Origin of the sequence: Paenibacillus sp. SAFN-117 (assembly GCF_051966115.1) — a bacterium.
In the GTDB taxonomy this organism is placed as follows: domain Bacteria; phylum Bacillota; class Bacilli; order Paenibacillales; family NBRC-103111; genus Paenibacillus_L; species Paenibacillus_L residui.
Genome location: NZ_JBQCLK010000020.1, coordinates 19,133 through 38,780, shown reverse-complemented (window position 1 = coordinate 38,780; position 19,648 = coordinate 19,133). Strand labels below are relative to the sequence as shown.

Sequence of the window (19,648 nt, the reverse complement as noted above, 5' to 3'; positions counted from 1 at the left end):
CTAAGAGTATATATCTATTTAACGGAGTGGGCTCTTTAATATGGATGGCGGTTCGAATCGGAATTCCAATTCACTGTCGCCCTTAGGGTCCCATTCCGGTAAACAGCTGTGTCGAGGAGATGAGATAAGGATACTGGGTATCTTGTGTTTGTTTGGTGTTTAGCTTACTGCAATCCTAACAGAGTTTTAATATTATGTAAATATTCTAAAAATTCTATTAATTTCAATCTATTAAAAAAAAAGCCCCTTATTCATCCATATTCTCCCTTTCTCTTATTTTTTCTAGTAATTTCGCCTACTTATTAATATCCAAAGCTTTGCTGCGAAGCAGCCGGGGTCCCACACTTTATGGAAGCAAGAGTTCCTCATATATTATCATCGGCCGCCATCCCGATCGCTTAAGAGAATGGCAAAATCAAAGCTTAACAGGTATACTGGGCGAAGAGAAAGGCTTATAGGAACTATACGGTGATGCGGTTGTATTATCTTAGAGACACAGCCGGATGCAGGAATATAAGGGGGAAGAAAATTGAGAACGGAACAGCCGACGGACAGACGGATTCTTATCGCCGGGACGGGCAGCGGGAGCGGCAAAACGACGGCCGCTCTCGGAATCATGGCCGCATTGAGAAGACGGGGCAAGGCGGTGCAGGGGTTCAAATGCGGACCGGATTATATCGATCCCGGCTATCATACCGCCATTACGGACAGGGTCTCCCGCAACCTGGACAGCTGGATGATGTCCCCGAAGGGAGTAAGGGAAATCTATGTCCGCGGATCACAGGGGGCGGATATTTCCGTCATCGAGGGGGTCATGGGCTTCTATGACGGCAAAGACCCGACGAGCCATACGGGCAGTACGGCAGAGATCAGCCAACTGCTGGAATGCCCGGTCGTGCTCGTCGTCGACTGCAGCGGCATGGGCCGCTCGGCGGCGGCGATCGTGCAGGGCTTCCAGCGGTTCGCCGATGACATCCGGATAGCCGGAGTCATCGCGAACCGCGTCGGAAGCGAGGGGCACTACGGCATCGTCCGGGCAGCCATCGAGCAGGAGTGCGGAATTCCCGCACTCGGCTGGCTGCGCAGGGACGATGCCGTCGCCTTGCCAGAGCGCCATCTCGGGCTGATCCCGGCGTTAGCGCGAGGCGAGCTGCAGCCGCTGTTCGAGCGGCTGGCCGACCTCGCGGAATCCGGGATCGACCTCGATGGCTTGCTGGCCCTCGCGGAGTCGCCGCCGGTCCTTGCGGAGCGGACCATCTTTCCGCAGCAGGTCCCCGCTTCGCCGCCATCGCCGCAGCCCGGGGCGCTCCGCCGGCCCGAGCCGGGCGCCTCGCAGACGGAGCAGTCGGCCGCCCCGGTGCTATCGCTGCGGCCCCCGGGGGCCGAGCCGTCCCATGCTCCGCGATTCGAGCCTGCGGACCGGGCCTCCGCGCAGCGGAATCCGCTGCGTATCGCCATAGCGAAGGATGCCGCCTTCCACTTCTACTATCCGGAAAATTTGGAGCTGCTGGAAGCGTACGGCGCAGAATGCGTCTATTTCTCTCCGCTTGCCGGAGAGGAGGTTCCGCAGGATGCAAGCGGTCTGTACATCGGCGGAGGCTTTCCGGAGGAATATGCCCCGATTCTCTCGCGGCAGGAGCTGCCCAAACGGTCCATTCGCGACGCTGTCCTCAGCGGCATGCCGACATTGGCCGAGTGCGGCGGGTACATGTATTTGACGAACGAAATTCGTACCCGGGACGGCGGGAAGTATCCGATGATCGGCCTGATCCCGGGATCGACCGTGATGAAGGATCGGCTGCAGTCCTTCGGTTACCGGGAAATTCACGGAATGGAGCGGAATTTCCTGTTCGGGCAGGGAGAAACCGCCCGCGGCCATGAATTCCATTATTCCGTTGTGGAGCCTGACGAGGAATGGCCGCCGGCTTATTGGGTGAAGGGACGTAAAGGGGAGCACGCCGAGGGCTATATGTCCGGCAGCCTGGTGGCCGGATTTTCGCACATCCATTTTGCCTCCAACCCGCGCTTGGCGGCCCGCTGGCTGGAATGCTGCAGGGAATATGCACAGCGGAAATCCGTTTTCTATTAATCTATTAATCTATAAATCTATAAATCTATAAATCTAGCAGTTCCGGGACAGAAGTGATTTTTTTCATAGAATTAGACCGGCCCCCACTCCGTTTTCTTTCAGCGCTCATATATTAGAGAAGCCTGAGAGAAAAGGAGGGAATTGGATTGAAAGATTTGGATTGGACGTTGAAAATGTTAATTCTGCTGTACTGGTCCAGCCTTAACCAATTCAAATAGCCGACGTCCATCACTGCTTATAATTGGACTTGCCCGCCGCGCGGCTGCCGGATGGCCGGACAAGTCCCGTTTTTCCGACTATTAGATTGGCCGATTGGGCACTATACATCAAGTGTCCTCTTAATAGATCGAATGACAGTATAGGCAGTTTGGACCGCTATTGAGTATTTCCAAATCGGTCAAGCCCTCTAAGAAAACTATAGGCGCCTTCGTTTTCCGGGCGAATCGGAATCGGGCGGGGAGAAATCCCCGTCTGATTTTTTGCATGAAAATAAGGGCTTTTACTGTCCACCGCGACGGAAGAGGTGCGCGTTGTGAAAGAGGGATGGAAACCGGTGGAAAGATAGAGTATGCTTGAAGAACAAGATGGAGGGGATCTAAAAAGCAATAAGAAGGGGGAATACCGATTGTCACATCTTCTGCCGATCCGTGGACTAATGTTTGATATGGATAATACGGTGCTCCGTTCCTCGATTGATTTTCCCGCAATGAAGGAAGGAGTCTACTCCTATTTATCCGGCCATCGGCTGCTGCCGGACCTTCCCGCATGGCAACAATATACCAGTGCCCAATTAATCGAGATGGCGAGGGAGCGGGCGGGTGACGGTGGGCAGTGGCTTGACGGGGTATGGGACGTTATTGGCCGTTTTGAAAGGGAGGGCATGGCCGGGGCCGGCTTGGAGCCGGAGGTTCATGAGGTGCTGGACCGGCTTTACGGACGTTACCCTATGGTCATTCTGACCAATAACACCTATCCTGCAGCACTTGCGGCATTGACGGAAACCGGGGTCAAGTCTTACTTCGACCATATCGTCGGCCGGGAGCAGATGGGCCGCTTGAAGCCTTCTCCCGACGGAGTTTTGTATGTGCATAAGCTGTATCCGGATATTGCAGCGGAAGAGTGGGTAGTCGTAGGCGATTCCTGGATGGACGGGAAAGCTGCTAGCGATGGCGGATCCAGATTTATTTTATATGGCTGCGACACAGCGGGGCTTGAAACGAACGAAGTTCCTTTCATCGCCCAAATTAGCAAAATGAGCGAGCTGCTGGAGCATCTGTAATTGGCTTTGTCAGCAGCCAGAGAGTATTGGGAGTCTGTCGGATCATGAGATCATCCATGAAGCGAAGGAAAAACGGCCGAGGGCGAAGGGCCTTCTGCCGATTATTGGGACGGAGGCTTAGTGCCGATAATCGTTTCATTCGTTGGACAGGCTTCTCAAGAGAAGGAGGGAGCAGCCAGTGAAAAAATGGTTTACACCGGAGGAAGCCAATGGCTTGCTGCCGATCATCCGGCAGGAAGTGGAAAGTCTGCAGGAGATTAAAAATCGTTTTGAGCGTATGTACGCGGATTTGTGCCATATGAAGCAGACGGCTCCCGTATCGGATTCAAGCGGAGAGGACCGTTATTTCTTACTCGAGTCCGAATTGGAGTTTCTTCAGATGGAGGCTCAATTGATCGCCAACAGCATTGCTCATAAGGGGGCGGAGCTCAAAGATATAGAGCTTGGACTGGTAGACTTTCCAGCCGTGATCAATGGTGAAGAGGTACTCTTATGCTGGAAGCTCGGGGAAGATAAAATCAATCATTATCATGGGCTGGATGACGGTTATTTCGGAAGAAAACGACTGGACCATAACTGAATCACAACATATAAAGAGGCTTCCCCCGTTCGTAAAGGAACGGGAGAGGCCTCTCAGTTCAAGGGACGGCGATAGCCGTTTATCCTTGTTACATTGCGTATAATGACGAGCCGATATATAACGCTCGACGCTTATTGGGAGCCATGCCTCACGCCAGTCAAAGGTGAGGTTTATTCCTCTTCCTTCCAGGCCTGAGGGTGATTATCGCTCACCCATTGGGCGGCGCTTGCGTTAGCCTCCGCCTGCTCCACGCTCTTGCAGCCCGGAATTACGCTTGTAACGGCATCGTGCTTGAGACACCAGGCCAAGGCCCATTGCGCCATATCCATTCCTTCGGGAACTTCCTTGGCACGAATTTCTTCCACTTTGGCAAGCCTCTGCCTGATCTGCTCCGGATCATGACGATGCCTTACGTCATTGCTCCCGAAGACGGTACCGGGCTTGTATTTGCCGCTTAAATATCCGCTGGCCAACGGCACCCTCGCCAATACTCCAAGATCTTGCTCTATGCAGGAAGGGAATACCCGCTCCTCGGGCTGGCGATCCAGCCGGTTGTAGATGACCTGTATCACTTTGGATTGAACACGTGTCGATTGCTCTGTCTGATGCAGATTATCGTTCTTGGCGATGGAGGTGCCCAGATGGCGGATTTTTCCCGCTTGCACCTGCTTGTCCAAGGTGGTCCACAGCTTATCGTTGTCGAAGGCTTCATTCGGGCCGGAATGGAATTGGTACAGATCGATGTAATCGGTTCTTAACGCTTGAAGAGAAGCGTCCAGCTGCCGAATGACATCCTCCGGCGAATAGCGGTCGGTCCGATGAAGATGGCCGTGAAATTCATGCCCGAATTTGGTGGCGACCACCCAGTCCTCCCGCCGGTCCTTGTGGAGAAATTCTCCTATAAACCGCTCCGATAAATGGTCGCCGTAGCATTCTGCCGTATCGATGAAGTTGATGCCAAGCTCCTTGGCCCGTCCCAGGATCCGGTCTACTTCGTCCTGGGAGAAATCCTTGCCCCATTCTCCGCCGAACTGCCAAGTTCCGATTCCTATAACGGAAACCTTGAGACCTGTTTTGCCGAGTCTGCGATATTTCATCGTTCATCCCTCCTGACTACCATGTTACCTCTCTTGCCGGCAACTCTCAAGTTATGGCTGTAAAGCAAGCCCCGGTCCGTATTAGCGGGCGAATGACCGGGGTGGGGCAGCAGGACTGATCAGCCTGATCACCTGTTTCAAGCCATATAAGCTCTGCCGAATCGCTTGTTAAGCGGACGGCGGCTGTTTATTTAACTTCCAATTCTCTGGGGACGGTTTGATGGACGTCCGGAGCATAGATATGAATGATAACCTCATATCGGCCTGCTTCTTCAAATGTGTACTCAGTGGAAAACATTTCTCCGCTCTTATCCGGTTTGGTTTTGCTAAACTTCCCCCGAACCGATCCCGCTTTGCGAATTTCCAGATCGACTGTGGTGTCATCCGGCTCGGGCAGATTCTTCAATTCAATGCTTAAGGTCGTTTCCTGGCCGGCGGCCGCAGGCTCGGGGTCGCTCGTCAGGGCAATTTGCTCCTCGGGGACTGCAATCCCGTCCGGAAGGCCGGTTTGAACGGTGCCGCAGGCGGTCAGAAACACCAGCAGCAAGCATGCGAGAACGAAGGAGCGGGTACGCTGTGCCATACTTTTCCCTCCTATTTCATAGTTGATGGCGATAAAATGAAGCTTTCCGGCAAACCTGCGCAGAAGCAAATGAGAGCAAGTTCAAGGTTGCACAAGCGAAGCATTCGCTTAATCCGTTCAAATCGGTTCATCGCTTCGCTTGGAACAGCTCGGTAAAAGCGGCCGATAATCCGGCCTTTCCGTACTTGTCTCTGTATTCATGCGTGTATCCGGAATACATCACCTGTCCTTCATTCAGGAACAGCACCCGGTCCGCCACTTGTTCGGCTATCTCCAGTTGATGAGTGGAGAAAACAACGGTTTGCCCGGCTTCTTTTAACTCTATAATAAACTTTACGAAGGCTTCCATCCAGAACGGGTCCAATCCGTTAGTAGGCTCATCGAGAAGCAGCAGGGCGGGATCGGCCAGCAGAGCCTGGGCGAAGAGCAGCCTCTGTCTCATTCCTTTGGAATAGGAGGCGGCCGATTTGTTCCGGACCTCCCCGAGTCCGACACGCTCCAGCGTTTGCAGCGCTTTAGCCTTGGGGACGCCCCGTAGTGCCGCATAGAACAGAATCGTCTCCTTGGCGGACAAAGCCTGGCCGAACAGGAAATCATCCGGCATATACCCGATATGATCGGCGTAGGCTTTGCGATTTTTCCTCCGCTCGCACCCTTTCACCTTGATGGTTCCCGCGGTCGGTTGAATAATTCCGGCGATCATTCGCAGAATCGTGCTTTTACCTGCCCCATTACCGCCGCATAGCGCCAGTACCTCACCGGGAGGGACCGTCAAGCTGATTGGCTGAACGATGGGGCGTTTGCCGATGGTTTTCGTTACATAATGAAGCTCAAGCACCGAGTTATCCACGATATCGCCTTCTTTCCCATCCGATGATAGCGGCTGCAAGGCATAATCCTATCCAGGCCAGGCATATTCCGATAAAAATCGGGGTTCCCGCCGGCTTCTGAATCCATTCCACCCATTGATAATACTCCGCTCCGAAGACGGTCCCGCCGCCCATCTTGACGATCATATAAACACGGACCAGCTCTGCAGGGTTGAGGAATGTTAACCCGACCAGGGCCGGTTTGATCCATAGATAAGGCAAGAACCCCAATACGGAGACGAGCAGGGTAGGCCAGCCCAGTATGAGGAAGAACCAGATGGCCACGCCGTAGGTCAACGCCTGCCACCGGTTTCTGGACAGGGTGCCGACTCCTATCGCGATGGCCAGAAACAGCAGGATCAGTCCGGCGGAGAAGGCGAGAAACAGCAGGAAAGCATCCGCTGCGAATGATCTGCCCATCAATGCCCCGATCAGTCCGGAGAAGCCATACCCGAAGCCGATGATGATAAAAAGTACTACCGCCAGACCGCCATATTTGCCAAGCAAATAAGAGGACGTGCCGATGGAGTAGGTGGACAGCAGCTGCCACCCTCCCTCTTCTTTTTCCGCCGTAACGGAAAAGGAGCCCAATAGCAAAGTCATTAGCGGCAGAAGATAAAGAATCAGATTAAGCATCGTTCCCGTGGAGCTGGTGTAGCCGCTCATTTGGGCTTGCGATTGAATCAACAGCAGAGCGAGGCTGAAGAGAGAAAACAGCGCCATGAAGGAATAGGCCCACGGGTTGCGAAAGCCAAGCTTGACCTCGCGCAGGGCTACCGTCAGCCAATGCATGATATCACATCCTCTGTCAGGGAGGCTTATTTGCATAATAGCCAAGATTTGATCATTAACGGGTTAGCTCAGGAAAGCCAAATTATATAAATTATCGAGAGGACTGAAGGCCTGTTTATTTAGCGTCAGTCTCTTTGTGTTGTTCTTGGCTGTTGTTGTTTTCGTCACCATGGCCGGAATTGTCGGTCCCTTCTTTATGCGAATCGTGGGAGCCTTCTTCATGACCGCTGCCATGAGATTCCTTGGAATGTCCCTCCTGTCCCTCCTGTCCCTCCGAATGCCCATGATCGTGCCCATGCTCCATATGGGATTCCCACGAATGACTATCCAGGTCGGCGGCAGACATCAGCACCCCTTTGCCTTGCTCCTCGATGAACTTCTCGGCGTCAGCTTTATCTTTAAAGGAATATACTCCGAAAGCCATCGGGGTTTTGAATGTGCTGTCATAGGCATAATAAGCATCCTCCAGCTTCAGCCATTCCTTGCTGTGATAATCCCGGACAAAGCGTTGTCCAACCTGGTCCAGGCCGTTCTTCTTCGTCCAAACGAACAGGTCGCCGATATCGTCAAATTTCAGGGAACGTCCGTCCTTGAGAACAATTTGGGTCGCGTTATGATCGTCGGCGATCATCATATTACATACTTCGCAGCGGTCTACTCCTTCATTGATCGCTGCCGGGGTATACTCTTCTTTCTTCCCGCAGGCGGATGCCATAATCATAACCATTACAGATAATAAAATGAATACCGATTTTTTCATTGCCTTCTAACCCCCCATAGATAAATAAATAATGTACTGCAGACAAACAGAAACGCGCAAATAGCCAATGTATATCCGTTCAGAGCACCTTGGCCGGCGCTTTCCATGACAGGCTTCATCAAGGGCGCCTCATCCGCCAGAGATTGCTCGGGATCGGCCGGAAACATTCCCTCCAGAAAAACCATCCCCGGCGATCCGAAGAAGAGCTGGTAAGCCGAGGCCGATTGCGTGAGAGTGACGAAGAACGGATTGGTTCGGTAGGTCAGATCGCTATACCCGTCTCCTTGTAAATCTATCCCCTTAAAATCGTCCCAGTAGTTGCCGTTTACGCTATTGTCGGCGCTGTCGGCCGCCTGGGCCTGATTGACATTGGAGATTAGATGGTTCCCCGACAGCTCGTTGCCCTCCGAGGACAGCATTTCGATACCGATAAAGTTACGGGCAATCCAATTATCCGTAAGCTGACTGTCCTTGGCCTGCTCGATATAAAATCCGATCCGGTTGCCTTCCACCCGATTGCTTCTGACTACCGTCGTATTGACATCGAACAGAAGAAGACCTTGGGAATTAACGTTCTCACTTTGTTCGGAGAAGGTATTCCCGGTGACCTCCGTCTGGTCCGAGCTCATAATCATGGCCCCGGTTACGTTGTACTGTCCTTCGTTGTCGACCAAATAGGAATCCTTCGTAAACATGAAGTGGTACCCGTAACGGGACCGATCGACCCGATTGTTCTCCACCCGGTTCGATTGGCTGTTCTCGACATAAATTCCGTCATGCATATGGCTGACCCGGTTGCCAATGATCAGGTTATCATTGGATCCCCACAGGTCGATTCCATTGCCCCGCCTCGACAAGCGGACGGGATTCGTCTCTTGAGGCCGCTGCACTGTCAATCCTTCCAGCACATTGCTGTGCGCTTCCCGCAGTTGGATTCCGCTGGCCCGGGTAATAATCTGCAGCTTCTCCAGACGGTTCCGGCTGCCTTCTACAAGGATCGCGGCCTTCTCCCGGTCATCCATTTCATCGTAAATTTGCAGACCGGTAATCGATGAATCGTCCGCTTGAAGCGTTATGACGGGATGTATGCCGTCGCCGGTAATCTTGGCGGTTCCCTCTGTCTTGATATGGATGGGACGGCTGATCGTGGCGGGTCCTATGTAGCTGCCTGCTTCCAGAATTAAAGTTCCGCCGGCTTCCACCTGATCTATGAGCGGCTGCAGCGGAGTTCCTTCCTCTGCGGCATCCACCTGTCCGAACGGGGAAAAGAAGACCAATCCGGCGAGCATCCACAGAATCATTAACCTGAACGCCGGGCGCTGCCTCTTGATGCCTTGCCATCCTTTCATCGATTCACCTCCTGACGGAAGTCGTAGCTTTCCTGGTTCCTTCCGCCAAGTCTGCTTGAGAGGCACCTGCAACAAGCGGGGGAAGGACCGGTTTCAACTGCCGGCACTGAGCTGATCAGTGGAAGCTTGTATCCCTTCCGGCATTCACTATACTTTTTGAGTCTATTACAAATTTCAGCAGTCACATATGACTCAATAGAGCTATTGTTGTTAACAAAATGTGTCGCTTTATTTCTATGGGGAGCAGGCGGGAATGTCGGAAGAAAAAGAGGGGGAGGGGTTTTCATTCTTGAAATGGTATAGAATTAGAAAATGAACGCCCGGGGAAGAAAACGACAGAAGGGAAAGAAAGAGATGGAATACCAATATGTCACATCCAAAAGCAATTACGAAGATTTAGCCAGCGGCAAAGTCATCGAGAGCCGCAAGGGAATGACTTCTTTTCCGGTCAGGCTGGCCAGCGAGCTGTTTCAGAGAGGGGTGTTCCGGCTGCAAAATAAAGGGGTGGACGGACCCTATACGGTTTATGATCCTTGCTGCGGAGGAGGCTATTTACTGACGGTGATTGGGCTGCTTCATGGAGACAGGATAGCGGGGCTGTACGGCTCGGACATCCGGGAAGAGGCGGTCGCCCTTACCCAAAGAAATCTGTCGCTGCTTTCAGAGGAGGGGCTGGAGCGGAGGATGGAAGAAATTCGCAGGAACTGGACGGAATACGGGAAGGATTCTCATCAAGAGGCTCTACATGCTGCCGAACGAATTAAGGAATATGTTATCGGAAGAACAGAGGGGATTCGTACCGGCTGTATTCAAGCCGACATTATGGCGGAAGCGGACAAGGCTAGCGCCGGCTTGCCTTCCCCGGATCTAATCATCGCGGATGTTCCCTATGGGCAAGAAACTCAATGGGGCGGTACTAAAGATGCGGAAGATCCCCTGTACCGGATGCTGGACCAGTTGCAGAGAATAGCGGCCCATTCCTCCGTGCTGATCGTCATTGCGGACAAGGGACAGAAAATCAGGCACGAAGGCTACCGGAGGCTTGAAGCTCTCAGAATCGGCAAGCGTCAGGCAGCCATATTGGAGCGGTTATAACTGTGTATTTCCGCGTTTCACTGCAACTATGGATTCAGGCCGTTTAAGAAGGCAGGGGAACCCGGCGGTATGGGCTGATGGAGCGCCGGTTATTCCGGAGTGCGGCAAATCGGGTAGGAGGTCATTCTTTTCTCGCAAAGGAAACGTTCGATGCCGGGATAGAGCTCACCCAGACTGGTTACCGTAAAGCCGCATGATTTATAAAACGGCACGGAATCCTGATCGGTTTGGGCCTGTACCGAAAGAACGGCATGCCGGGCGATGACCTTGTCAATCATCTGCCGTCCTATTCCTTTCCCGCGGTGTTCTTTCTTGACCGCGATATGAAGGATGACCGCGCACTGGGTTTCCGAACGGACGCTAATACCGATGATCGCCCGGGCATCTTCTTCCTCGTCATCATGCCAGGCGTAAAAAAAACGGCAGGAATCGGAAAGGTATAGATCGACGATCTTGTTGAGCTTTTCTTCATCCGGAAGGTACAGACATTCCTCAAGAATCCGCCGGACATTGGGAGTAAAATCTTCTTTATGTTGAAGCTGCAGCAGCGATGGCATGCCATACCCTCCTCAAGCTTTTGGTTTCAGCGTATATCGGGCTTTAAGTAATATATGCTATTGTACAGCGAAAATAATCAAAAATAAGCATTGCATTTTAGGATAGGACATGATATATTATTTTTTGTCACTCCGAACGAAGTTATTCTTGAACCGGGAAGAAAAGCCCTGAAGGCCAACGTTTTTCGGGCCGAAGAGCAGCTAATATGCGGGTGTAGTTCAATGGTAGAACTCCAGCCTTCCAAGCTGGTAGCGTGGGTTCGATTCCCATCACCCGCTTAATTCATAGGGGTATACCTCTTAGCGTATCATGATGCCTTAACGTATGAACTTAGGCAATCATATGCGGTATAGGGTATACTCCTTTTCTTTATGTTTATTGTATGGAACGGTTTCCTTGATCATCTTGAACGGACATCCGGCCTAACCAGGATGTCATCAACCTGTAAAAAACTGTAAGTCAGTCATAGTACGGGCAATTTGGATTATCGTTCCCCGTTAGCTTTTTACTCGATAATATCCTCTACAAAATATCGATTTATTAGGCTTTGTTAAGATTAAAAATGAATTGACGATATCGGAAGAGGAGAAGATCAAGTTTATCCAACTAATAAATAACATAAATGTTTTGATATTACCCGATAAATAGAATGAAATAATAGCAGGAACTACCGATAATACAATTAGAGGCAAGCTCATAAAGACCCAAAATCTCTTCTTGGATAGAATTGCATTTGTATTAAGCCAAAAAAATATTCCGCTGAACGTTAAGCTAATATCGCCTTTCTTATGTATCACAAGAATGTGAAGGATTTCATGTAATATAAAAACAAAGACAACGGTCAGAATAATGGGGAAAATTGACATATGAGCAAACCTTATTCCGAGCCAATTGGGTGCTAGAAAGATTATAACCATCAATAGATATACTAGCTTCATATAATGCTTTCGAAACCAATTATTTTTAATAAAAGGAGTCCATTTAGACAAATCCGTACTTGGCTGCGGCAAATTTCTAAACCACAATATCATCTCATTATCGCCCTCTCTATTCACTTGGAAATATACGATTTTAGGCCCTAGAGGCATTTCAACTTTAACAGGAATTCCTTGCGCATCAATCAAAATCACCTTAATGTCAGGGCAATATTTAAGAAGCATTTGGTGGCAGTTCCCGCATGGAGGCACAAGGCAATTAATGTGCTTTATCGCATGTGACTACAATCGTGTCAAAATCTCGTTCACCCGTCTTGATAGCCCCACCTACGGCAATATATTCCTCACAAGAGCCATGAATACCATAACTGTTGCCAAGGTAAACCTTGCCATTTTATGCGGATAGCGCTTCAACGGTATTGTTATACACTCCGTCATAAAAGCTTCTTTCTAATACTTCAAGAGCCATTGTAATAAGTTCTTGACCACTTTACATTAAGTTAAATGTTTTCGTGCTCCTCCATATGCCATATTCTATGATTTAATAATTAGACTAGTTATTCTGTTTTCCTCTTTTTGTCCACGAGGTGCTTGGATAGCCGGCAAAGGTATAAAAACCGGCTAAAATGCATCTTTTTTGAACATTCCCTTGGGTGTTGGGGGAAAGCCTGCAAAAGTGCATCTTTTTGCCGGTTGAAGTGATGATCTGGCTATTTTTGAACCAGAATTATGTATCTTCGCAGCTTTTCTTCCTGAAATCGGCATTCGCCTCCATAAAAACTGTATTTTCGCAGCAATTTTTACCCGGGAGATAAAATACCGTTATCGACTAGGCCACCTATTCCGAAGTCCACCCCGAAAAAAATAACTCCCCGCCGCTTTCGCTGTAGGGGAGCTTATTGTTGGGCACACGGTTTACTTCAATTTCCGGGATCTAAGGCTGACAGATGAAGGTCTGACACTTCTTAATCTGTGCAAAGACTTCACACTACGGCTTTTTGAGGAATATAATTTGCCGGATCGACCCGAAACGGACCTGTGCTTACTGCCGGAAAAACGGGAGACGGATCTCCGTTTTCTGCTTGAATGGCTGGAGCGGCTCGATCTGTGTCCTCCGCTTGAGGAGCTTTTCTTCGGAGCTATAGTCCGGGTCGTTAATACCCGGAAGGCTTCCGCCGTCTTCCTTGCAAAAGAAAGAGGAGGTTCAATGGATTTCCAATGGATGAACATGAGCACCGGATCGGTAAGCAGCCAGTGATTATGCAGAGCGGTCACTTCAATTCCACGGGCGCGCAGAGCCGATATGAAGGGATTGACCTCCTCCTGCAAAATAACCGTTTCTCCCAAGTTCAACGCGTTGCCTCTGCTGTCCAAATCCTCGAATGAGAACAGAGCGGCAATGGCCAAGGCGGATCTCGTTCTTCTGCCTTGGATTAGAGGCTTTAAATTGCTGCGGATCCGGGTGACCGTACAAACCCCGTTAACAACTTCCGCAGTTCCCCCAAGTATTCTTGCAAAATCCTGACAGAGCGGGCTGGGCGAGTTCACAGTAATTCCCCCTTTTTTCGATTATAGTTTATATTATGCAGGGAGCCTCATTATGATAGAAAAATAGACTTTTTAATAGATTAATAGTTTAAGTAACTATGATTTGGGAATTGGTGGAACATCAATGTCGATTTTATCTGCAATATAGAGCCTTCGTACAAAAAAGCCCCCTCCGAAAGGAGAGGGCTGCTTAAGCTACTTATGAAGGAACTTTGGAGCTGCACGCTGCTTGTTTATGCATTAGTGCTTCCAATGATCAGGATGCCGGCTTGACGATGACTTGCTGCCCGATAGCCGATTCTCGCTGATCCTGCGATATATATCCGAGATCGTTCATCCGGCGAAGGACAAGCTGCTGCCGGGCTTTCGCCTTATCCCAATTCCTGACGGGAGAGTAGGATTCCGGTGCTTTCGGCAGGGAGGCCAATATGGCGGCTTCGCTTAAGTTGATTAAGGGCTTGTCGTTCGATCCGTAGCGTACCGTTTTGTTGAAATAATAGCTTGCGGCACCTTCAATTCCGTAAATTCCGTGTCCGAAATAAATATTATTCAAATACATTTCCAAAATTTCATCCTTGGAGAATCTCTGTTCCAGATATACGGATATGAGCATTTCCTTCCACTTTCGGTCGAAGGTTTTCTCATTCGTCAGAAACATATTGCGGGCCAGCTGCATCGTAATGGTGCTGCCGCCCTGTGCTTTGTGTCCCTGGACCAAATCGACCCATAGAGAACGGGCCAATGCAATCGGATCAATGCCGATATGATTCTCGAAACGATGATCCTCGATCGCTACGAATGCATTCCGCAGATAATCGGGCATTTCGTTAAGGTGAACGTAATCACGGGGAATCGGCGCATCCATTCCTTGAACGGGCATCGAATCCGGATGGCGATATGCGGCCAGCTTCCGTTCGTCTATCAGGGCATGGCCGATTAGAACCATGGAAATCCAGACCGTCATGAACAACAGGAAGGCAGCGGAACACAGGATCAGAATCTGGCGCAAAGACAGATGGAAGGACCTTCCGGATCGGCGGATTTGTGCTTGATTCGGTCTATGATTAGTTTTATAAATGGCAGTCTTATGCATACGAATTTCAGCCTCCTTGTCAAATAGGAAAGGCATTTAGGGCTCCATATTTACATATTAGCCGGATTCCTCCGGAACTCCTATCGATTTGCATGACAAGAACCTTAAAGATTTGTAAGGTTTCTCGCGATTCGTCAGTCAGGCGTTCCCCGTACTTTGCTCTGCTCTCATTATATAATGTAAATTCCCGCAAGTAAGCTGGACCTTTGTCCAGCTTAAAGTCCGTCCGGAGTCTGTATGACCCGGGCATAAACAATTGTACAATAGAAGCATATAAGGCAAACAGGGCTCCAGATTGTTCAGGTATAGGACGGATATTAGAAAGGAGGGGAGCGGCTGTGAAGCAGAAGCTGTCCAAAAGAATCCCGTTATCGTTGAGGATTGTCGCCTCCATTGTACTGGTAGGTCCGAAATCCGGCTTTATGAAATAATCCCTGTGACAGAATATAGGATTGCAAAGCGGAACAACCTAAACAAGTAGGAACACGTCTTGCACTCACACAGACAATTGCATATAATATCTGTTATAAAAGATGGTGCGGGAACTTGCTTCTCGTGTCTAATTCAATTGAAATGCTATGAAGGAGAAGAGTAAGCAGTACTGACTTACAGGGAGGAGACGCCGCGGATTGAGAGCGTCTTTGAAGAAACAGGCTGCCGAAGTTCGCTCCGGAGCAGTTCTCTGAACCCGTCCTGCGGATACGCGGTGGAAGTAGGAGATACCGGTTACGAGCCGTTATTCGCAAAGTGAAAATAGCGATTACCGTTCAGATTGGCCCGTTCTGGGCGGTCTGCAGCCGATTCGTTATTTTAATAAGGGTGGTACCACGGCGATTTCGTCCCTTGATGGGGGGCGGATCGCCTTTTTTTAAGTTCCGGGGCTCCCCGCAAAGTACTCGGAATACGCTTCGAAGGTCACATGTCACTTTGTGGGGTATTTACAGGGCTCCCCGCAAAGTACTCGGAATACGCTTCGAAGGTCACACGTCACTTTGTGGGGTATTTACAGGGCTCCCCGCAAAGTACTGTATAAACCTTTATCGAAGCAAGGTCAGGAAGAGCGACCGCGTTTAGAGGAAGGTTTAGACGCCGACTCCGTTGGAGTGCGGACGGAATAAGCTTCGAAGGTATACGTCACTTTGTGGGGTTATTTATTTGTTAAGAATCCGTTCCCGTATCCCCCTTCGATCTATCCGGCGAAACGAAATTGGCGGCTCATTTGCCAAAGTATTTTTACCGTAAGGGTAACTATGGCGGCAGAAAGGGGCCAACTTGATGGAGCAAAATCCGGCATGCGGTCAGACGGTAGGCAGCATTTTTCATCCGTCGGCCGGATTTCGTAAGTAAGATGAGTGAGGAAACGAAGCCGCAGGTTTGGAGTTGAAAAAAGCAGTCGCGGTCGCTAGATCATTCGATTTCAAGCACTGCCGATGACGGCGATCCGCAACTAATTCCAAACTTGCCGCGCGCGAATCATCCCGCCTGGAGGCGGAAAATCAGTTATTGGAGGCGAGAAAATGAAAGAACGGTTGGAGGCACTCAAACAGGAGGCTCTGCTGCAATTGGAGCAAGCGGACGGAAGCCAGCAATTGAATGAGCTGCGTGTCAAATATTTGGGAAAGAAGGGTCCGTTGACCGAAATTTTGCGGGGAATGGGCTCGCTTAGCGCCGAGGAACGGCCGATCATCGGTCAGGTGGCCAATGAGGTCCGGACGGCCATCGAGGAAGTCATTGAGCGGAAGCAGGAACAGTTCCGCAAGGAAGAGACCGACAAGAGACTGCGCCAGGAAACGATCGATATTACGCTGCCGGGCCGGAAGCAGCCGGCTGGGGCCGTGCATCCTCTCAGCAAGGTCATTGAAGAGATCGAGGATATATTCCTCGGTATGGGATATACCGTCGAAGAGGGACCCGAGGTCGAAACGGATTATTACAACTTCGAAGCGCTGAATTTTCCCAAGAATCACCCGGCGAGGGACATGCAGGATTCCTTCTATGTCACCGACGAGATCTTGATGAGAACCCATACCTCTCCGGTCCAGGTACGGACTATGGAAAGAATGAAGGGCGACGTCCCCGTCAAAATTATTTGTCCGGGGAAAGTATACCGTCACGATGACGACGATGCGACACATTCCCACGTCTTTACCCAGATAGAAGGTCTGGTGATCGACCGCCATATTCGCATGAGCGACTTGAAAGGCACTTTGCTGCAATTCGTTCAGGAGATGTTCGGCAAGGATACGAAGATTCGCCTGCGCCCTAGCTTCTTCCCGTTCACGGAGCCCAGCGCCGAGGTGGATGTGAGCTGCATGATGTGCCGTGGCGAAGGTTGCCGGACCTGCAAGCAAACCGGCTGGCTGGAAATTCTCGGCTCCGGCATGGTGCATCCGCGCGTGCTCGAGATGGCGGGATACGATCCACGCGAATACAGCGGGTTTGCTTTCGGAATGGGTGTGGAGCGAATAGCGATGCTGAAATACGGAATTGACGATATCCGTCATTTTTATACGAATGATTTGCGCTTCTTGCAGCAATTTGTACGAGTATAACCTATAGCAGAGGGGAAGGTAGAAACGATGAAGGTATCTTATCAGTGGCTTTCGGACTATGTCGATCTGACAGGATATTCCGCTGCGGACTTGGCGGAGAAGCTGACCCGAAGCGGGGTTGAGGTTGACATTATCGAATCGAGAAATAAAGGCGTCCATCAAGTGGTGGTCGGCTATGTGAAATCCAAGCAAAAGCATCCCGATGCAGATAAACTGAATGTCTGCGTAGTGGACGCCGGACAGGGAGAAGATTTGCAGATTGTCTGCGGGGCGAAAAATGTGGATGCCGGGCAGAAGGTGCCCGTTGCGTTGGTCGGGGCTTCGCTGCCGGACGGACTGAAGATCAAGCGGGCCAAGCTGCGCGGAGTGGAATCGCAGGGCATGATCTGCTCGGCGAAAGAGCTGGGCATGAATGACCGCCTGCTGCCGAAGGAAATTCAGGAAGGCATTCTTGTTCTGCCGGAGAATGCGCAGATTGGGGATAGCATCCTGGATGTGCTCGGACTTAATGATGAAGTGCTCGAGCTGGATTTAACCCCTAACCGCTCCGATTGTCTCAGCATGATCGGGGTTGCTTACGAGATCGCGGCTATTCTGGGGCGCGAGATCAAGCTTCCGGCGCCGGAGGACGGGCTCGTTACCGGCGGCGGGAAGGCTGCGGAGCGTCTGAACATCACGATCAGCGAACCGGAGCTGTGCAGCCACTATGCGGCCCGCTGCATAGACGGGGTGCAAATCGGGCCTTCGCCCTTGTGGGTGCAAAACCGGTTGATGGCTGCCGGTGTGCGGCCGATCAATAATATTGTCGATATTACGAACTATGTCATGCTGGAGTACGGCCAGCCGCTTCATGCGTTCGATGCCGACAAGCTGGAGGGCGGCCGCATTGATGTCCGGACCGCAGCCGAGGGCGAGCGGTTCGTCACATTGGACGACGCGGAACGCACCCTCGACGCCGGCATGCTGCTCATCACGGACGGGGCCAAGCCGATTGCAATAGCGGGTGTGATGGGCGGCGCGAACTCCGAAGTGTCGGAGTCGACGACCCGCATCGTGCTGGAATCGGCGAAATTCGCCGGCTCGTCCGTGCGCAGAACGTCGCGTCAGCTGGGGCTGCGCTCCGAAGCGAGCCTCCGGTTCGAGAAGGAAGTGAACCCGGAGGCGGTGCTTCCGGCGCTGGACCGTGCCGCGTCGCTGATCTGCCGCTATGCCGGCGGCCAGGCGGCCGAAGGCATCGCCGAAGCCGCAGCAGGCGGCCATGAGCCGGTCACGGTGACCGTAAGCACGGACCGCATCAACAGCTTCCTCGGTACGGAAATACCGACGGATACGATCCTGTCCCTGCTTGATCGGCTTCATTTCACCTATGAGCAAACGGCGGACGGACAGATTGCGGTGCGGATACCTAGCCGCCGCGGGGATATTTCGCGGGATGTCGATGTGATTGAAGAGATAGCGCGTCTGTACGGCTACGATCATATCCCGACCACCTTGATGACCGGAGTGACGACGCCGGGCTCCCTCAGCCGGGAGCAGAAGGTTCGCCGCGCTCTCCGCTCGCTTCTGTCGCAAAGCGGATTGCATGAGGTTATCACCTATACGTTCGTCAATCCGAAGCAAATCGAATCATTGCCGGGACAATACAAGGACGCACGGCCTATTGGCTTGTCGACGCCGATGAGCGAGGACAGAAGCACCCTTCGTACCAGCCTGCTTCCGAATCTGCTGGAGACGGCTCTCTACAACCGGAATCGCAGCATCGACGATGTGGCCGTATATGAAATCGGCCGGGTGTTCGTGACCGATGAGAAGGAGCTGACCAGGCAGCCGGAGGAGAGGCTGATGCTCTCCATTCTGTGGACGGGCTCCAATCGCCCCGCACATTGGTCCTCCAAGCCGGTACCGGTCGATTTCTTCGATGTGAAGGGCCTGCTGGAGAAGGTGACGGATTATTTCGGATTGACCGTGGAATACAAGGCGGCTCATCCGGAGGGCTACCACCCGGGCAGAACGGCCGAGATTTGGGTATCCACCGCCGAGGGACCGGTGCGTCTCGGAACGGTCGGCCAGCTGCATCCCGATTTACAGCAGGAGAAGGATTTGGATGAGACATATATGGCGGAGATCGAGCTGGATACTCTGGCCCGTTATGCCGATTTCTCCATCCAATACAAGACGCTCCCGCGTTACCCGGCCATGACTCGGGATCTCGCGCTTGTGGTCGACGCGGAGGTGGCTGTAAGCGAGATGGAGAAGAAAGTGAAGGAAGCCGCCGGCTCATTGCTTGAATCGATCCAGGTGTTCGACATTTATACCGGGGACAAGGTGCCTGCCGGCAAGAAAAGCGTTGCTCTGTCACTTGTCTACCGGCATCCGGACCGGACGCTGACCGACGAAGAGGTTACGGAACGAAACGATCAGACCATTGCGGCGCTGGAGCAAACTTTTGGCGCGGAGCTTCGAAAATAG

The 19,648-nt window shown here is 51.5% G+C and carries 16 protein-coding genes, 1 tRNA gene and 1 other annotated feature; of the genes, 7 read left to right on the top strand and 10 right to left on the bottom strand.

What is annotated here, in order from left to right:
• The first annotated feature begins 529 nt into the window (after positions 1-529).
• The 3 genes from ACTHRH_RS14270 to ACTHRH_RS14260 all read left to right on the top strand — a co-directional run bounded on the left by ACTHRH_RS14270 (position 530) and on the right by ACTHRH_RS14260 (position 3,948).
• Complete coding sequence (locus ACTHRH_RS14270; RefSeq protein WP_440416158.1) at positions 530-2,089, top strand: cobyrinate a,c-diamide synthase; 1,560 nt, start codon at positions 530-532, stop codon at positions 2,087-2,089.
• A 625-nt stretch (positions 2,090-2,714) separates the two neighbouring features.
• A complete protein-coding gene (locus tag ACTHRH_RS14265; RefSeq protein ID WP_186328511.1) occupies positions 2,715-3,368 on the top strand; it encodes an HAD family hydrolase in 654 nt (217 codons plus the stop codon).
• 178 nt (positions 3,369-3,546) lie between these two features.
• Positions 3,547-3,948: a DUF2203 domain-containing protein gene (locus ACTHRH_RS14260; protein ID WP_144941455.1), complete on the top strand. Its 402-nt coding sequence runs from the start codon at positions 3,547-3,549 to the stop codon at positions 3,946-3,948.
• A 170-nt stretch (positions 3,949-4,118) separates the two neighbouring features.
• On the opposite strand, the gene ACTHRH_RS14255 is transcribed toward ACTHRH_RS14260, so the two are convergent.
• The 6 genes from ACTHRH_RS14255 to ACTHRH_RS14230 form a co-directional block, all read right to left on the bottom strand.
• Positions 4,119-5,045 carry an aldo/keto reductase gene (locus ACTHRH_RS14255; RefSeq protein WP_144941457.1) on the bottom strand — a complete coding sequence of 309 codons (927 nt, stop codon included), beginning with the start codon at positions 5,043-5,045 and terminating at the stop codon, positions 4,119-4,121.
• A 187-nt stretch (positions 5,046-5,232) separates the two neighbouring features.
• Complete coding sequence (locus ACTHRH_RS14250; protein ID WP_379289327.1) at positions 5,233-5,628, bottom strand: hypothetical protein; 396 nt, start codon at positions 5,626-5,628, stop codon at positions 5,233-5,235.
• Positions 5,629-5,755: 127 nt separating this feature from the next.
• A complete protein-coding gene (locus tag ACTHRH_RS14245) occupies positions 5,756-6,478 on the bottom strand; it encodes an ABC transporter ATP-binding protein (protein ID WP_440416154.1) in 723 nt (240 codons plus the stop codon).
• Complete coding sequence (locus ACTHRH_RS14240) at positions 6,471-7,289, bottom strand: ABC transporter permease (protein WP_440416152.1); 819 nt, start codon at positions 7,287-7,289, stop codon at positions 6,471-6,473. The genes ACTHRH_RS14245 and ACTHRH_RS14240 overlap by 8 nt, the downstream gene beginning before the upstream one ends.
• 115 nt (positions 7,290-7,404) lie before the next feature.
• Positions 7,405-8,049 (bottom strand): nitrous oxide reductase accessory protein NosL, encoded by a 645-nt coding sequence (locus tag ACTHRH_RS14235; RefSeq protein WP_440416150.1) that lies wholly within the window; start codon positions 8,047-8,049, stop codon positions 7,405-7,407.
• Positions 8,046-9,398, bottom strand: coding sequence for a right-handed parallel beta-helix repeat-containing protein (locus tag ACTHRH_RS14230; RefSeq protein ID WP_440416148.1), 1,353 nt, complete (start codon positions 9,396-9,398; stop codon positions 8,046-8,048). Before ACTHRH_RS14230 ends, ACTHRH_RS14235 begins: the two co-directional genes overlap by 4 nt.
• A gap of 354 nt (positions 9,399-9,752) precedes the next feature.
• Between ACTHRH_RS14230 and ACTHRH_RS14225 the strand changes: the two genes are divergently transcribed.
• On the top strand, positions 9,753-10,493 hold the full coding sequence (locus ACTHRH_RS14225; protein ID WP_440416146.1) for a hypothetical protein: 741 nt from the start codon (positions 9,753-9,755) through the stop codon (positions 10,491-10,493).
• Positions 10,494-10,582: 89 nt separating this feature from the next.
• On the opposite strand, the gene ACTHRH_RS14220 is transcribed toward ACTHRH_RS14225, so the two are convergent.
• On the bottom strand, positions 10,583-11,050 hold the full coding sequence (locus ACTHRH_RS14220) for a GNAT family N-acetyltransferase (protein ID WP_144941471.1): 468 nt from the start codon (positions 11,048-11,050) through the stop codon (positions 10,583-10,585).
• Between the two features lie 208 nt (positions 11,051-11,258).
• Here ACTHRH_RS14220 and ACTHRH_RS14215 point away from each other — a divergent pair.
• A tRNA-Gly gene (locus ACTHRH_RS14215) sits at positions 11,259-11,329 on the top strand.
• A 219-nt stretch (positions 11,330-11,548) separates the two neighbouring features.
• On the opposite strand, the gene ACTHRH_RS14210 is transcribed toward ACTHRH_RS14215, so the two are convergent.
• From ACTHRH_RS14210 to ACTHRH_RS14200, 3 genes are all read right to left on the bottom strand, one after another.
• Positions 11,549-12,082 (bottom strand): DUF3267 domain-containing protein, encoded by a 534-nt coding sequence (locus ACTHRH_RS14210; RefSeq protein WP_440416224.1) that lies wholly within the window; start codon positions 12,080-12,082, stop codon positions 11,549-11,551.
• An 819-nt stretch (positions 12,083-12,901) separates the two neighbouring features.
• A complete protein-coding gene (locus ACTHRH_RS14205; protein ID WP_440416143.1) occupies positions 12,902-13,534 on the bottom strand; it encodes a DUF1259 domain-containing protein in 633 nt (210 codons plus the stop codon).
• A 256-nt stretch (positions 13,535-13,790) separates the two neighbouring features.
• Complete coding sequence (locus tag ACTHRH_RS14200) at positions 13,791-14,627, bottom strand: transglycosylase domain-containing protein (protein ID WP_379289316.1); 837 nt, start codon at positions 14,625-14,627, stop codon at positions 13,791-13,793.
• A gap of 569 nt (positions 14,628-15,196) precedes the next feature.
• Positions 15,197-15,474 (top strand) — a binding site (T-box leader).
• Between the two features lie 670 nt (positions 15,475-16,144).
• Here ACTHRH_RS14200 and pheS point away from each other — a divergent pair.
• Together pheS and pheT are read left to right on the top strand one after the other, a co-directional pair.
• Positions 16,145-17,179 carry a phenylalanine--tRNA ligase subunit alpha gene (gene pheS, locus ACTHRH_RS14195; protein WP_379289314.1) on the top strand — a complete coding sequence of 345 codons (1,035 nt, stop codon included), beginning with the start codon at positions 16,145-16,147 and terminating at the stop codon, positions 17,177-17,179.
• 27 nt (positions 17,180-17,206) lie between these two features.
• On the top strand, positions 17,207-19,648 hold the full coding sequence (gene pheT, locus ACTHRH_RS14190; protein ID WP_440416141.1) for a phenylalanine--tRNA ligase subunit beta: 2,442 nt from the start codon (positions 17,207-17,209) through the stop codon (positions 19,646-19,648).